12 protein-coding genes are annotated in these 15,108 nt (G+C 52.1%); 11 read left to right on the forward strand and 1 reads right to left on the reverse strand.

The genetic code is table 11. From position 1 onward, the window contains the following. The first annotated feature begins 176 nt into the window (after nucleotides 1-176). Entirely contained in the window at nucleotides 177-1,592 is a 1,416-nt protein-coding gene (locus CYJ98_RS09535; RefSeq protein ID WP_101756374.1) for an OmpP1/FadL family transporter, read from the forward strand. Nucleotides 1,593-1,900: 308 nt separating this feature from the next. Here CYJ98_RS09535 and CYJ98_RS09540 read toward each other — a convergent pair whose 3' ends face one another. Continuing rightward, on the reverse strand, nucleotides 1,901-3,166 hold the full coding sequence (locus CYJ98_RS09540) for a LysM peptidoglycan-binding domain-containing protein (protein ID WP_101756373.1): 1,266 nt from the start codon (nucleotides 3,164-3,166) through the stop codon (nucleotides 1,901-1,903). A gap of 234 nt (nucleotides 3,167-3,400) precedes the next feature. Here CYJ98_RS09540 and def point away from each other — a divergent pair, with 234 nt between their 5' ends. The 10 genes from def (at nucleotide 3,401) to topA (ending at nucleotide 15,058) form a co-directional block, all read left to right on the forward strand. Then, the gene (def, locus tag CYJ98_RS09545) at nucleotides 3,401-3,904 is read left to right on the forward strand and encodes a peptide deformylase (protein WP_003678675.1); all 504 of its coding nucleotides are present in this window, start codon (nucleotides 3,401-3,403) and stop codon (nucleotides 3,902-3,904) included. A gap of 134 nt (nucleotides 3,905-4,038) precedes the next feature. Continuing rightward, nucleotides 4,039-4,965, forward strand: a complete 927-nt coding sequence (fmt, locus tag CYJ98_RS09550) for a methionyl-tRNA formyltransferase (protein ID WP_101756372.1) — start codon at nucleotides 4,039-4,041, stop codon at nucleotides 4,963-4,965. 33 nt (nucleotides 4,966-4,998) lie between these two features. Continuing rightward, nucleotides 4,999-5,517 (forward strand): O-acetyl-ADP-ribose deacetylase, encoded by a 519-nt coding sequence (locus CYJ98_RS09555; protein WP_049352443.1) that lies wholly within the window; start codon nucleotides 4,999-5,001, stop codon nucleotides 5,515-5,517. A 46-nt stretch (nucleotides 5,518-5,563) separates the two neighbouring features. Continuing rightward, nucleotides 5,564-6,823, forward strand: coding sequence for a 16S rRNA (cytosine(967)-C(5))-methyltransferase RsmB (gene rsmB, locus CYJ98_RS09560; RefSeq protein WP_049352440.1), 1,260 nt, complete (start codon nucleotides 5,564-5,566; stop codon nucleotides 6,821-6,823). After that, nucleotides 6,789-7,382: a DUF4390 domain-containing protein gene (locus tag CYJ98_RS09565; RefSeq protein WP_004520180.1), complete on the forward strand. Its 594-nt coding sequence runs from the start codon at nucleotides 6,789-6,791 to the stop codon at nucleotides 7,380-7,382. Before rsmB ends, CYJ98_RS09565 begins: the two co-directional genes overlap by 35 nt. Nucleotides 7,383-7,385: 3 nt before the next feature. Then, a complete protein-coding gene (locus CYJ98_RS09570) occupies nucleotides 7,386-9,512 on the forward strand; it encodes a sensor histidine kinase (RefSeq protein ID WP_101756371.1) in 2,127 nt (708 codons plus the stop codon). Next, nucleotides 9,499-10,773, forward strand: a complete 1,275-nt coding sequence (locus tag CYJ98_RS09575; protein WP_101756370.1) for a sigma-54-dependent transcriptional regulator — start codon at nucleotides 9,499-9,501, stop codon at nucleotides 10,771-10,773. The genes CYJ98_RS09570 and CYJ98_RS09575 overlap by 14 nt, the downstream gene beginning before the upstream one ends. Nucleotides 10,774-11,007: 234 nt before the next feature. After that, nucleotides 11,008-12,198, forward strand: a complete 1,191-nt coding sequence (gene dprA / locus CYJ98_RS09580) for a DNA-processing protein DprA (RefSeq protein WP_101756369.1) — start codon at nucleotides 11,008-11,010, stop codon at nucleotides 12,196-12,198. Between the two features lie 24 nt (nucleotides 12,199-12,222). Continuing rightward, the gene (locus tag CYJ98_RS09585) at nucleotides 12,223-12,678 is read left to right on the forward strand and encodes a DUF494 family protein (protein ID WP_003749244.1); all 456 of its coding nucleotides are present in this window, start codon (nucleotides 12,223-12,225) and stop codon (nucleotides 12,676-12,678) included. A 73-nt stretch (nucleotides 12,679-12,751) separates the two neighbouring features. Further along, the gene (gene topA, locus CYJ98_RS09590) at nucleotides 12,752-15,058 is read left to right on the forward strand and encodes a type I DNA topoisomerase (protein WP_101756368.1); all 2,307 of its coding nucleotides are present in this window, start codon (nucleotides 12,752-12,754) and stop codon (nucleotides 15,056-15,058) included. Nucleotides 15,059-15,108 lie beyond the last annotated feature (50 nt).

Below are 15,108 nucleotides of genomic sequence, written 5' to 3' on the forward strand. Positions count from 1 at the left end.
AAAGCAGGCTGTCCGTAGCCTGCTTTTTTTTTGTATTTTGGGTATTTTTTATGTAAAAAACCGAAAATAATAGGCAAGAATAACGATGTAGTATAGAATTGAGTGCCTATACTAAATCAATAAAGGACGTTTCAGACGGCCTTTTTCTTTGTCCGCTACTTTCACGGTAAACCAAAATGATTCATTTCAATTTGAAAAAAACAGCATTTATTTTAAGCACAGCACTTTTATCTACCGCAGTCCAAGCTTCCGGCTACCATTTCGGCACACAATCCGTTAACGCACAAGGCACGGCCAACGCCGCCGCCGCCGAAGCCGCCGATGCCTCAACCATTTTCTACAATCCGGCCGGTTTGAGTAAAATCGACAGCAGCCAAATTTCCGTTAACGCCAATATCGTATTCCCAAGCATTCATTATAAGGCGGAATCTGCGAAACACTTCCGCACGGGTGCCGATGTCAGCGGCTCGACCAGCGGCAAAATTACCGAAACCACCGTTGCTCCACATGTTTATGGCGCGTACAAAGCCAGCGACGATGTGACTTTGGGTTTGGGCGTGTACGTTCCCTTCGGCTCTGCAACAGAATACGAAAAAGATTCCGTATTGCGCCACAATATCAACAAACTGGGTTTGACCACCATCGCCATCGAGCCGGTAGTCGCGTGGAAACTGAATGAGCAGCACGCCGTCGGTGCCGGTTTGATTGCCCAATATTCCAAAGCCGAATTGCGCAAATACTCCGACTGGGACGCTTCCGGCGCCATCAGCCAATTGGCCAGCGGCTTGGCTTCCCGTCAAGCAGGCCGTCCTGTTGCTGTCGATGCAACCGGCAAAGCTGACGGTCATGCCGATGTAAAAGGCCACGATTGGGGCTTCGGCTATCAATTGGCGTGGATGTGGGACATCAATGAGCGCGCACGCGTGGGTGTGAACTATCGTTCCAAAGTATCGCATACGCTGAAAGGCACTGCCGATTGGGAAGCGGACGGCGCATATGCAAAACGCGCTTGGGATTTGGGTGCAATGGCTGCACGCGGTTATGTACCAAACGAAAAAGCCAGTGTAAAAATTGTCACGCCTGAGTCTTTGTCTGTGCACGGTATGTACCGCGCCACCGACAAAACCAACCTGTTCGGCGATGTGACTTGGACGCGCCACAGCCGCTTCAACAAAGCCGAGCTGGTGTTTGAAAACACCAAAAAAGTTGTCAACGGCCAATCTGACCGTACCGTCATTACGCCTAACTGGCGCAATACTTATAAAGTTGCATTCGGCGGCTCTTACCAAGTTACCGAACCATTGCAACTGCGTGCCGGTATCGCTTTCGACAAATCACCGGTTAAAAGCGCTGAAGACCGCATGAACAGCCTGCCTGACGGCAACCGTATCTGGTTCTCCGTCGGTGCCAAATATCAACTGGGTAAAAACCATGTGATCGATGCGGCGTACAGCCATATCCACATCAATGACACGGTTTACCGCACCGGCAAAGCCAGCGGCAACGACGTGGACAGCCGTGGTACATCCTCTGCCCGTTTTAAAAACAAAGCGGACATCTTGGGCTTGCAATACACTTACAAATTCAAATAATCGGATTTGAGTTGTGGATAAAAAGGCCGTCTGAAGACTTCAGACGGCCTTTTTGATTGGCAGGAACAGATGGAACAATCCACAGGCAATAAATCGCGTGTTGGGCTTTCATATTTCTGATTTGAATGACAGAGCGGAAAGGCAATAGAAAAGGGAATAGCCGATAAATAGCTAAAGACATGAGATGTTGTTTGCGCTTTAAACAACGTGTTACAGATTTCTTTATTCTGATAGGCAATCAAAAGGCCGTCTGAAAAACAGGTTTTCAGACGGCCTTTATTTACCGAATTGCTGCTAAAAAAGCCCAATCAGCTGCGGACTTCCAGTTCGATTTCTCTTTCCTGTTCGTCTTCAGCCGGTTTGTCCATGGTTTTTTCATCAGCCATATTGTCCAAATCACGGCCGGGTTCGGAGGCGGTATCGCCGATGGAAACGCTGTTCAGGCTTTCCAAAATAATGGCTGAGGCCAGATGGTCGGATGTGCGGTACACCATTGCCAAGCCGATTTCTTCCGCCGGAATGGAAACCAACTCAACCGTATCTTTGTCTTTCGGTTTGCGAATCAGGTTGTTGGACAGATTGACACGGACTTGACGGCCGCGTTTGTAGAGGCTGACCACAGTGCCTTTGTCCAAGCCGTCGAGTTCGCCTTTATCCAAAGTAATGGTTTGGAATTGGCCGGCTTCACCCACGCCGTCGAAGATGGAAACGACTTTGGCCTGAATCGGACGGGCAGGGGCGTGAGGCATAAAATTGAAGCTGTCGAGGCCTTCGGGCAGTTTCAGCAGATAGTCGTCTTTGCGGATTTCGGAAACGGCTTCTTCGATAACCAAAGGTTGCGCGGACTGGGTGCGCAGTTTCATGACTTTGTTGACTTGGGTGTAATACTCGTTGCTTTTGAGTTTTTCGTCAGAAGCGCGGGTACGGTTTTCCAAGGCGGAGTCGGTGTAAGGCAGCGTGTTGGCGATGCCGCTGAACACGACTTCTTGGCCGAGGAATTTGCCGGTTTCCGGGTCGGTGATGTTTTTATTAACGCGGTAGGTCAGGTAGCGGCCGGGTTCGGTCAGGCCGTATGCGTACACGCGGTTGCCTTGCGTGTAGAGGACGCGGTTGTCGGGACCTGCAATCAGGCGCGGTGCGTTGGCGGTTTCTTCCGGAGCGATAATCTGCGGATGTTTCATGAACATGCGGTAGAGGTTGACGTTGACGGTCGGAATGCCGTAGCCGGAAGTTTCGCGTACGCGCGGATGCAGTTTGATTACGGGAATGCCGTCTGAACGGGTTTGGGCATGTTCAAAACCCAGTCGTGGCTGGCCGTTGACGTAGCGTAAAACCAACACCTGACCCGGATAGATCAGGTGCGGATTGCGGATGGCGTTGCGGTTGGCGCCCCAAAGGCGGTTCCATTGCCATGGGCTGTACAGATATTTGCCGGAAATACCCCACAAGGTATCGCCGTTTTTAACGACGTAGCGTTGCGGCGCATTGGGGCGGATTTTTAAAGAAGCTGCCTGAGTGTGGGCAGAAATAGCCATGCCTGCCATGCAAAGCAGGGTTATAATACGTTGTTGCATAACCGTTCCCCTTGAAATCGATTCGGTTTGTCTTCAGATGATAAACAGAGAAGGCTGGAGTTTGCGAAACTGCCGCCCATTCATCAATACGATAACGAACGGCCTCCGTCGCGCTATCTTAACATTTTTCGGCGTTATTTTAGCATTGAATGTTGCTGTCATGACAGGAGATTGTGGCGGCGGAAACCGAATCTGTATGAAAATCACACATCAGCTTTATAAAACGAGAATATTATGGCTTTACTGAACATCCTCCAATACCCTGACGAGCGTTTGCACACGGTCGCCAAACCTGTTGAAAAAATCGACGAGCGCATCCAGACATTGGTTGCCGATATGTTTGAAACCATGTACGAAGCACGCGGTATCGGCTTGGCGGCCACCCAGGTCGACGTACACGAGCGCATCGTCGTGATGGATTTGACCGAAGACCGCAGCGAGCCGCGCGTGTTCATCAATCCCGTCATTGTCGAAAAAGACGGCGAGACGACTTATGAAGAAGGCTGTCTGTCCGTGCCGGGTATTTACGATACCGTGACCCGTGCCGAGCGCGTCAAAGTTGAGGCCTTGAACGAAAAAGGCGAGAAATTCACGCTGGAAGCAGACGGCCTGCTGGCAATCTGCGTGCAGCACGAATTGGATCACCTGATGGGCATCGTTTTTGTCGAACACCTGTCGCAGCTGAAGCAAGGCCGCATCAAAACCAAACTGAAAAAACGTCAGAAACACACCATCTGACCTACGCATCGCTTAAAGGCCGTCTGAAAAGACAAAACAGAAGGCAGACTTCGGTTTTCAATCTTTCAGACGGCCTTTTCAGCTGAAACAGTTTGCCCAACGCGCCATTCAAACCATTTCCACAAGGACACAACATGAAAGTCATCTTTGCCGGTACACCCGATTTTGCCGCCGCCGCCTTGAAAGCCATCGCCGCCGCAGGTTTTGAAATTCCGCTGGTGTTGACCCAGCCCGACCGCCCCAAAGGACGCGGCATGCAGTTGACCGCATCGCCGGTCAAACAGGCTGCCTTGGAATTGGGTTTGACCGTGGCGCAGCCGGAAAAGTTGCGCAATAACGCCGAAGCCCTGCAAATGCTCAAAGATACGAGCGCGGATGTGATGGTAGTGGCCGCGTATGGCTTGATTTTGCCGCAGGATGTGTTGGATACGCCCAAACACGGCTGCCTCAATATCCATGCTTCGTTGTTGCCCCGTTGGCGCGGCGCGGCACCGATTCAACGTGCGATTGAAGCCGGCGACGCCGAAACCGGCGTGTGCATCATGCAGATGGACATCGGCTTGGACACCGGCGATGTGGTCAGCGAACACCGCTACGCCATCCAACCTACGGATACTGCCAACGAAGTGCATGACGCGTTGATGGGTTTGGGTGCGGAAGCGATTGTTGCCGACTTGCAGCGTCTGCAGGCTGAAGGCCGTCTGAACGCGGTCAAACAGCCTGAAGAAGGTGTTACCTATGCCCAGAAATTGAGCAAAGAAGAAGCGCGTATCGATTGGAATCAAAGCGCGCACATTATCGAACGCAAAATCCGCGCCTTTAACCCCGTACCTGCCGCGTGGGTCGAATATCAAGGCAAACCGATGAAAATCTGGCGAGCCGAAGTCGTGGCCAAACAGGGTAAGGCAGGCGAAGTATTGTCTTGCACTTCAGACGGCCTGCTGGTGGCGTGCGGTGAAAATGCGCTGAACATCACCGAATTGCAGCCTTCCGGCAGCAAACGCATGAGCATACAGGCATTTGCGGCAGGCCGGACGATTGAAGTCGGAACGGTTTTGTAACAGGCTGGAAATCAACGTAGAGGAAAGAAAACAATGGCTGTTTTTGAAGTGGTCGAGGGCGATATTACCCGATTGGCAGTCGATGCGATTGTCAATGCCGCCAATTCATCGTTGTTGGGTGGTGGCGGCGTAGACGGTGCAATACACCGCGCCGCAGGCAAAGAACTGCTGGACGAGTGCCGTACTTTGGGCGGTTGCCGCACAGGCGAAGCCAAAATAACCAAAGGCTATCGTTTGCCTGCGCGTTATGTCATCCACACGGTCGGGCCGGTATGGTTTGGCGGACAGCAAAATGAAGAGGCTAAATTGGCACAATCCTACGCCAATTCCTTGCTGCTTGCCCAGAAGCATGAGCTTCACAGCATCGCCTTTCCGTGCATCAGCACCGGTGTGTACCGCTTTCCGGCCGAAGCCGCCGCGCGTATCGCTTTGGAGAGTTTGAAACAAACCCTGCCGCAATGTCCGGCAGTGGAAAAAATCATCTTTTGCTGTTTTTCCAAAATAGATGCCGAATATTATCGGGCATTGTTAGCTGCCGAACAGGCCGTCTGAAATCCTCCGAACACTTGAAATCAAATATGAATCAGAAAGCAAAAATATGAGTATGTCCCTCGCCCAAAAATTGGCCGCCGACAGCGTTGCCGCGGTTGCCGAAGGGCGCAATCTTCAGGATGTCTTGGCGGAAATCCGCGCGGCGCATCCGCAGCTGACGGCGCAGGAAAACGGCGCGTTGCAGGATATTGCCTACGGTTGCCAACGTTATTTGGGCAGTTTGAAGCATATGCTTGGTCAAATGCTGAAGAAGCCGATTGACAATCCGCAGCTAGAAAGCCTGCTTTTGGCGGCGATGTACCAACTGCATTACACGCGTAATGCGCCTCATGCGGTGGTCAATGAAGCGGTGGAAAGCATTGCCAAAATTGGCCGCGGCCAGTTCCGCTCGTTTGCCAACGCGATTTTGCGCCGCTTTTTGCGTGAACGCGACAAACTCGCGGCTTCCTGCAAAAAAGACGATGTGGCGAAACACAATTTGCCGGTGTGGTGGGTGGCTTACTTGAAAAACCATTATCCGAAACATTGGCACAACATTACTACCGCGCTGCAATCGCATCCGCCGATGACTTTGCGCGTCAACCGCCGACACGGCAATGCCGAAAGCTATTTGGAAAAACTGGCTGCAGAAGGTATTCCGGCCAGGGCTTTGGACGAATACGCCGTGATGTTGGAAGAAGCCGTGCCGGTCAGCCGCCTACCCGGTTTTTCAGACGGCCTGGTGTCGGTGCAGGATTTTGGTGCGCAACGTGCTGCCTACTTGTTGAACCCGAAAGACGGAGAACGCATCCTTGATGCCTGCGCGGCACCGGGCGGCAAGACGGGCCATATCATGGAACTGGCAGATTGTCATATTACCGCTTTGGATATAGACGAAGGCCGTCTGAACAGGGTGAAGAGCAACCTTGACCGTTTAGGCTTTCAAACGGCCTCTTTGACTTGTGCCGATGCGCAGGACTTGACAGCGTGGTATGATGGCAAGGCCTTTGACGCGGTCTTGGCCGATGTGCCGTGTACCGCTTCGGGCGTGGCGCGCCGCAATCCCGATGTCAAATGGCTGCGCCGACCGACCGATGCCGTCAAAACCGCACGCCAACAGGAAGCATTATTAGACGCGCTGTGGCAGACCCTGACGAAAAACGGCAGGATGTTGCTGGCTACCTGCTCGGTCTTTGTCGAAGAAAACGACGGTCAGTTGCAAAAATTCCTTAACCGCCATGCCGATGCCGAGTTGATCGGATCGCATGTGCTCTTACCGAACAAACATCAAGATGGCTTTTATTACGCGCTTATTAAAAAGCAGTAAAACGCTGATTGTACCGCTCTTGCTTGCCGTATCGCTGAATGCGGCGGGCGAGGGCATCAGTGCGACCCGTGCTGAGGCAAAGCTGACCCATGCCGGACAGCTTTCCGTCAGCAGCCGTTTCCGCACCGACCTGCCCGACCAGCTTAAAGAAGCACTCAAACAGGGCGTCCCCCTGCATTTCAATTTGAGTTGGCAGCTGTCAGCGCCGTCTATGTCGTCTTATAAATTCAAGTTCGACCAGCTGCTCAACAACGACAGCACGATTCAATATAAATTGTCCTTCCATCCGCTGACCAACCGTTATCGCGTTACCGTCGGTACGTTTTCTACCGAGTACGACACGCTTGAGACTGCCTTGCGCGCAGTGGGCGCGGTCGCGAATTGGAAGGTTTTGTCCAAGGGTGCGCTGAGTGATGTGGCCGCCAAAGACACGAAGGCTGAAATCCGCCTGCTGCTGACAACCGCCAAGCTGCCCAAACCGTTCCAAATCAATGCCCTGACGTCTAAAAACTGGCATTTGGATTCCGGTTGGAAGTCCTTGTCGGTCGTGCAGGAGTAAGCCATGCGCCGCTTTCTTCTGATTGCTGCCGTATTCGCCGTTGTTTTGTTGTATGGTCTGACTGTTGCAACGGGCAGCAGCAACGTATTGTCCGATTACTTCTGGTGGATTGTCGCCTTGTGCGGCTTGCTGTTGCTGGTGTTGGCGGCGGTGTTGGTACGCTATGTCGTGCTTTTGATGCGCGACAACAGCAAAAGCGTGTTCGGTTCGCAGATTGCGCGTCGGCTGTCGGGGATGTTTACCTTGGTTGCCGTATTGCCGGGTGTGTTTTTGTTCGGTATTTCCGCCCAGTTTATTAACTGTACGATTAATTCTTGGTTTGGCAACGATACCCATGAGGCTCTAGAGCGCAGCTTAAACTTGAGCAAATCCGCGCTGAACTTGGCGGTGGACAACGCTGTCAGCAACGCCACGCCGGTGCAAATCGACTTAATCAGCGCCGCTTCACTGGACGGCAATTTAGGGCAGACGCTGGCAAAATCGGCGCTTACTGCCGACTTTGCCCAGCTGGCGCTTTATAACGCGACTACCCATAAAGCTGAGAAAAGCATCAATCCCCTGAAACTAAATCAACCCGAACTCACCAAAGGAGGATGGGAGCAGCTGGAGCAGACCGGCTCGGTGCGCAGCTTGGAAAACATCGGCGGCGTGCTGTATGCTCAAGGCTGGATGCTGATCGGTACACATAAAAATCAGGATTATGCGTTGTTTTTTCGGCAGCCGATTCCGAAAGATGTTGCCCAAGACGCGACGCTGATTGAAGCGGCCCGCGCCAAATACGCCGAGCTGAGTTATACCAAAAAAGGCCTGCAAACCTTTTTCCTGTCCACGCTTTTGGTCGCGACATTGTTGGCTATCTTTTTGGCGCTGGTGATGGCTTTGTATTTTGCCCGCCGTTTTGTGGCACCGGTGTTGTCGCTGGCAGAGGGCGCGCGGGCGGTGGCTCAGGGTGACTTCAGCCAGACCCGGCCGGTATTCCGCAATGACGAGTTCGGACGGTTGACCCAGTTGTTCAACCACATGACCGAGCAGTTATCGATTGCCAAAGAGGCGGACGAGCGCAACCGTTTGCGCGAAGAAGCCGCCCGCCATTATTTGGAATGCGTGTTGGAAAGTTTGACCACAGGCGTGATTACTTTGGATGCCGACGGCCGTCTGAAAACCTTTAACAAGGCCGCCGAACAGATTTTGGGCGTTTCGCTGGTGTCTTTGTGGGGCAGCAACTGGCATCAATGGCACGGCAAATCGCCGCAGCAAACCCTGTTGGCCGATGTGTTTGCCGCCATTAATGAAACCGCCGACAGCGACAAACCCGTCCAAGTCGAATATGCCGCGCCCGATGATGCCCGAATCTTATTGGGCAAGGCCACCATCCTGCCGGAGGACAACGATAACGGCGTGGTGATGGTGATTGATGACATTACCGTCTTGATGCGGGCGCAAAAAGAGGCCGCATGGGGCGAAGTGGCGAAACGCTTGGCGCATGAAATCCGCAATCCGCTCACGCCTATCCAGCTTTCTGCCGAGAGATTGGCATGGAAATTGCATGATAAACTTGATGAACAAGACGCTCAAATCCTCAGCCGTTCAACCGATACCATCGTCAAACAGGTTGCCGCGCTGAAAGAAATGGTCGAAGCATTCCGCAATTATGCGCGTGCGCCGTCGCTGAATTTAGAAAAACAAGATTTAAACGGTTTGGTGTCGGAAGTATTGGTATTATATGAGGCCGGCGCGTGCAAGTTTAATGCTCGGCTCAGCGCCGACGCCTTGCCGATTGTTGCCGATACGACGGCGATGCGCCAAGTGTTGCATAACCTATTTAAGAATGCCGCAGAAGCGGCAGAGTCGGACGAAGCGCCGCAAGTAAACGTCGAAACAGGACGCGAAGGCGGACAGGTTTTCCTGACTGTCTGCAACAACGGTAAAAGTTTCAGCAAAGAAATGCTGCACAATGCTTTTGAGCCGTACGTTACCGACAAACCGACAGGAACGGGGCTGGGTTTGCCCGTTGTGAAAAAAATTATCGAGGAGCATGGCGGCCGTATCAGCCTGAGCAATCAGAACAGCGGCGGCGCGTGTGTCAAAATAGCTTTACCGGAAATGGCAGAAACTTATGCGAAGCAGTGATATTTTGATTGTAGATGATGAAGTAGGCATCCGCGACCTGCTCTCCGAAATCCTTCAAGACGAAGGCTATACCGTTACTTTGGCCGAAAATGCCGAAGAAGCGCGCCAATTGCGTTATCAAACGCGTCCGGCCATGGTGTTGCTGGACATTTGGATGCCCGATTGCGACGGCATCACTTTGTTGAAAGAGTGGGCGAAAAACGGCCAACTCAATATGCCTGTGGTGATGATGAGCGGCCATGCCAGCATTGATACTGCGGTTGAGGCCACCAAAATCGGCGCGCTCGATTTTCTGGAAAAACCGATTGCCCTGCAAAAACTCTTGTCCGCAGTAGAACGCGCCTTGAAACATGGCGAAGTTCAGACGGCCTCCGGCATGACTTTGGACAAACTGGGCAACAGTTCCGTCATTCAAGAAATGAACGGCAGCATTGAAGCGGCCGCCAAACACAACCGCCCGCTGTTGTTGGCCGGTGAGGCAGGCTCGCCGTTTGAAATTGTCGCCCGCTATCTGCACAAAAGCGGTACGCCTTGGGTGGCAACCGACCGTGTCGAACACATTGTCGATACGCCGATGGAGCTGTTGCAAAAGGCATCAGGCGGCATTTTGTATGTCGGTGATATTGCCCGTTACAGCAAAAATATCCAAAACGGCATTGCTTTCTTGCTGGAGAAAGCCGACCGCTACAATGTCCGTGTGATTGCTTCATGCGGCTTTAAACGCGGTGAGAGCGCCGATGACGTCGTTGCCGGCCGACTGGCGGAGCTGTTGAAAGAGCGCATCAATGTTCCTTCTTTGCGCAGTCAACCAGACGATATCGTCTTTTTAATCAACCGCATCATGACCGATTTGGCCGAAAGTCAAAAAATCCAGCCGGTAAAATTCAGCGACAGCGCGTTGGTGGTTTTGCGCCAATACGATTGGCCGGGCAATTACGACCAGCTTGCCGAAACGGTGAAAAACATCATGTTGGAATCGGACGGCAAAGAAGTGGACGAGCAGGCCGTTGCTGTGGCTTTGGGTCAGAAGGAAAACGCGACGGCGACAGAAATCATCGGCGGCTTCAATTTCAATATGCCTTTGCGTGAGTTGAGGGAAGAAGTCGAGCGCCGCTACTTTGAGTACCACATCGCCCAAGAAGGCCAAAATATGAGCCGCGTGGCGCAAAAGGTCGGTTTGGAGCGTACACACCTTTACCGCAAACTCAAACAACTCGGTATCAGCGTATCGCGCCGCAGCGCCGACAAATCCGAAGAATAAGCGCAATATCGGTTTAAACACAAAAGAGGCCGTCTGAAAGCCATCAGGTTTTTCAGACGGCATCGTCATTTGACGGTTTGCTCAGACAAGCAATACTTTATAAAAATAATGATATGGCTCGGCGGTGTTATTTTGCCTTTTAAGCCGACAAAAGTTTTATATCAATAAAATTTTCAGACGGCCTTGATTTACTTCGGGCCGTCTGAACAACCATTACGAAAAGGGAACAGATTGATGACGGAAAACGAGCGTTTTGCTTGGTTGCAACTGGCATTTACGCCCTATATCGGCGCAGAAAGTTTTTTGTTGCTATTGCAGCAATTCGGTAGCGCACAAGCTGCCTTGAATGCGCCGGCAGACAAAATTGCCGCGTTGGTGCGCCATAAACAGGCGGCCGAGTCGTGGCGCAATGCGGACAAACGGGCTTTGGCGCAGCAGTCTGCTGAAGCCGCTTTACAATGGGAAATGCAGGACGGTTGCCGTTTGTTGTTGCTGCAAGATGATGATTTCCCCGAAATGCTGACACAAGGCATTACCGCGCCGCCGGTCTTGTTTTTACGCGGCAATGCAGAGCTGCTGCACACACCTTCTGCCGCGATTGTCGGCAGCCGCCATGCCACGCCGCAGGCAATGCGGATTGCCAAAGATTTCGGCAGGGCGTTGAGCGAAAAAGGCATTCCCGTCGTATCGGGTATGGCTTCGGGTATCGATACCTCCGCCCATCAGGGGGCATTGCAGGCAGATGGCGGCACCATCGCCGTCTGGGGAACCGGTATAGACCGCATTTATCCGCCGTCCAATAAAAACCTTGCTTATGAAATTGCCGAAAGGGGATTGATTGTCAGCGAGTTCCCTTTAGATACGCGTCCGTTTGCAGGCAACTTTCCGCGCCGCAACCGTTTGATTGCCGCATTGTCGCAGCTGACATTGGTGGTCGAGGCGGCATTGGAATCCGGCTCATTGATTACTGCCAAGCTGGCGGCGGAGATGGGGCGCGAAGTGATGGCGGTGCCCGGTTCGATAGACAATCCGCACAGCAAAGGCTGTCACAAGCTGATTAAAGACGGGGCAAAACTGGTGGAATGTCTGGACGATATTCTCCATGAGTGTCCGCAGCTATTGCAAAATACGCCTGTTCCATCATATTCTATAAATAAGACGGTAAAACTGAAAAACGATCGAACCAAACATCTGCAACAAAAAATAATAGCGGATGAACCGCAAAGGCCGTCTGAAAACCTATCCGCCGCCCCATCAACAAGCGCTTTATTGGAAGCAATGGGTTACGACCCGATACACCCCGATATTTTGGCGCAACAAACCAATACGGCAGCAGCAGACGTGTACGCACAGCTTTTGGAATACGAACTTGACGGTATTGTTGCCGCCTTACCGGGCGGCCGTTATCAGCGTGTCAAAGCATAAATTATCTATATTTAAGGAACCAGCATGACCGAAGTCATTGCCTATTTAATCGAACACTTCCAAGATTTCGACAATTGTCCGCCTCCGGAGGATTTGGGTCGCCTCTTGGAAGATGCGGGTTTTGATGCTACGGAAATCGGCAATACATTGATGATGATGGAAGTCTTGTTCAATACGTCCGAATTCTATGCCGAGCCGTTTAACAGCGACTCCCTGCGCGTATTCTGCCGTGAAGAAGCTGAAAACCTGCCGCAGGAAGTCATGGGCTTGATGCAGTATTTGGTTGCCGAGCACGCAATTACTTATGAGCAACGCGAAATCGTCATTCACGCCCTGATGCACATTCCATCGGACGAAATCACCCTCGATACCGCCAAAGTGTTGGTATTGCTGGTGTTGTGGATGCACAAGAGCGAGTTGCCCGTCCTGATAGGTGACGACTTGATGAGTGCGTTGACCGGACAAAACGTTATGCACTAAACCTTTTTTCAGACGGCCTCAATCATAAAGGCCGTCTGAAACATAAACCCAATACATCCAAAAGAGAACAACAATGGCGAAAAACCTATTAATCGTCGAATCCCCGTCCAAAGCCAAAACCCTGAAAAAATATCTGGGCGGTGAGTTTGAAATCTTGGCGTCTTACGGTCATGTCCGCGACTTGGTACCCAAAAGCGGAGCAGTCGATCCCGACAACGGCTTTGCCATGAAGTACCAGCTGATCAGCCGCAACAGCAAACACGTTGATGCCATCGTCGCCGGTGCCAAAGAAGCCGAAAACATCTACCTCGCAACCGACCCGGATAGGGAAGGCGAAGCCATCTCATGGCATCTTTATGAAATCCTCAAATCCAAACGCGGCCTGAAAAACATCAAGCCGCAGCGTGTCGTGTTCCACGAAATCACCAAAAACGCTGTGCTCGACGCCGTCGCCAATCCGCGCGAAATCGAAATGGACTTGGTCGATGCGCAACAAGCCCGCCGTGCTTTGGACTATCTGGTCGGTTTCAACCTCTCGCCATTGTTGTGGAAAAAAATCCGCCGCGGTTTGAGTGCAGGCCGTGTACAAAGCCCTGCTTTGCGCCTGATTTGTGAGCGCGAAAACGAAATCCGCGCGTTTGAAGCGCAGGAATATTGGACGGTACATCTCGACAGCCACAAAGGACGCAGCAAGTTTACTGCAAAACTCGCCCAATACAACGGTGCAAAACTCGAACAATTCGACCTGCCGAACGAAGCCGCTCAAGCCGACGTGTTGAAAGAACTCGAAGGCAAAGAGGCTGTCGTTACTGCCATTGAAAAGAAAAAGCGCAGCCGCAATCCTGCCGCGCCGTTCACCACTTCTACCATGCAGCAGGATGCCGTGCGCAAACTCGGCTTTACCACCGACCGCACCATGCGTACCGCCCAGCAGCTTTACGAAGGTATAGACGTAGGGCAGGGTGCCATCGGTCTGATTACCTATATGCGTACCGACAGCGTGAATTTGGCCGATGAAGCGTTAACCGAAATCCGCCATTACATCGAAAACAAAATTGGCAAAGAATATCTGCCGAGTGCCGCCAAACAATACAAAACCAAATCCAAAAATGCCCAAGAAGCCCACGAGGCGATCCGTCCGACTTCCGTGTACCGCACGCCCGAAAGCGTCAAGCCCTTCTTGAGCGCAGACCAGTTCAAACTGTACCAAATGATTTGGCAACGTACCGTCGCCTGTCAGATGACGCCCGCTAAATTCGACCAAACCACCGTCGATATTACCGTCGGCAAGGGCGTATTCCGCGTAACCGGACAAGTGCAGACTTTCGCAGGCTTCCTCAGCGTTTACGAAGAAAGCAGCGACGATGAAGAGAGTGAAGACAGCAAAAAACTGCCTGAAATGAGCGAAGGCGATAAACTGCCCGTGGACAAACTCTACGGCGAACAACACTTTACTACCCCGCCTCCACGCTACAACGAAGCCACACTGGTTAAAGCCCTCGAAGAATACGGTATCGGCCGTCCTTCTACCTACGCCAGTATTATTTCCACGCTCAAAGACCGCGAATACGTTACCCTTGAGCAAAAACGCTTCATGCCCACCGACACAGGCGACATCGTCAACAAATTCCTGACCGAACACTTCGCCCAATATGTCGATTACCACTTCACCGCCAAACTCGAAGACCAGCTTGACGAAATTGCCAACGGCAAACGCCAATGGATCCCCGTGATGGACAAATTCTGGAAGCCGTTTATCAAGCAAGTGGAAGAAAAAGAGGGTATCGAACGCGCCAAATTTACTACGCAGGAACTCGATGAAACCTGCCCGAAATGCGGCGAACATAAACTGCAAATCAAATTCGGCAAAATGGGCCGCTTCGTTGCGTGTGCCGGCTATCCCGAATGCAGCTACACGCGTAACGTCAACGAAACTGCCGAAGAAGCCGCCGAACGTATTGCCAAAACGGAAGCAGAGCAAGCCGAACTCGACGGACGCGAATGCCCTAAATGCGGCGGTCGTTTAGTGTACAAATACAGCCGTACCGGCAGCAAATTCATCGGCTGCGCCAACTATCCGAAATGCAAGCACGTTGAGCCGTTGGAAAAACCGAAAGACACCGGCGTCCAATGCCCACAATGCAAAAAAGGCAACCTCGTCGAACGCAAATCCCGTTACGGCAAACTGTTTTACAGTTGCAGCACCTATCCGGACTGCAACTACGCCACTTGGAACCCGCCCGTCGCCGAAGAGTGTCCGAACTGCCATTGGCCGGTTTTAACCATCAAAACCACCAAACGCTGGGGCGTGGAAAAAGTCTGTCCGCAAAAAGAATGCGGCTGGAAAGAACAGATTGAACCGCCTGCACCGAAAGAGTAATTGGTTAAAGCTTAGATAGAAAAAGGCCGTCTGAAAAATAATTTTCAGAC

Source organism: Neisseria perflava, from assembly GCF_002863305.2.
Classification (GTDB): Bacteria; Pseudomonadota; Gammaproteobacteria; order Burkholderiales; family Neisseriaceae; genus Neisseria; species Neisseria perflava_A.

Excerpts from the sequence above, each read along its gene's own strand:
- def (WP_003678675.1), top strand. The coding sequence starts at position 3,401 with ATGGCTTTACTGAACATCCTCCAATACCCTGACGAGCGTTTGCACACG.
- CYJ98_RS09575 (WP_101756370.1), top strand. The coding sequence starts at position 9,499 with ATGCGAAGCAGTGATATTTTGATTGTAGATGATGAAGTAGGCATCCGC.
- CYJ98_RS09540 (WP_101756373.1), bottom strand. The coding sequence starts at position 3,166 with ATGCAACAACGTATTATAACCCTGCTTTGCATGGCAGGCATGGCTATT.
- CYJ98_RS09570 (WP_101756371.1), top strand. The coding sequence starts at position 7,386 with ATGCGCCGCTTTCTTCTGATTGCTGCCGTATTCGCCGTTGTTTTGTTG.
- CYJ98_RS09555 (WP_049352443.1), top strand. The coding sequence starts at position 4,999 with ATGGCTGTTTTTGAAGTGGTCGAGGGCGATATTACCCGATTGGCAGTC.
- rsmB (WP_049352440.1), top strand. The coding sequence starts at position 5,564 with ATGAGTATGTCCCTCGCCCAAAAATTGGCCGCCGACAGCGTTGCCGCG.
- topA (WP_101756368.1), top strand. The coding sequence starts at position 12,752 with ATGGCGAAAAACCTATTAATCGTCGAATCCCCGTCCAAAGCCAAAACC.
- CYJ98_RS09585 (WP_003749244.1), top strand. The coding sequence starts at position 12,223 with ATGACCGAAGTCATTGCCTATTTAATCGAACACTTCCAAGATTTCGAC.
- fmt (WP_101756372.1), top strand. The coding sequence starts at position 4,039 with ATGAAAGTCATCTTTGCCGGTACACCCGATTTTGCCGCCGCCGCCTTG.
- dprA (WP_101756369.1), top strand. The coding sequence starts at position 11,008 with ATGACGGAAAACGAGCGTTTTGCTTGGTTGCAACTGGCATTTACGCCC.
- CYJ98_RS09535 (WP_101756374.1), top strand. The coding sequence starts at position 177 with ATGATTCATTTCAATTTGAAAAAAACAGCATTTATTTTAAGCACAGCA.
- CYJ98_RS09565 (WP_004520180.1), top strand. The coding sequence starts at position 6,789 with ATGGCTTTTATTACGCGCTTATTAAAAAGCAGTAAAACGCTGATTGTA.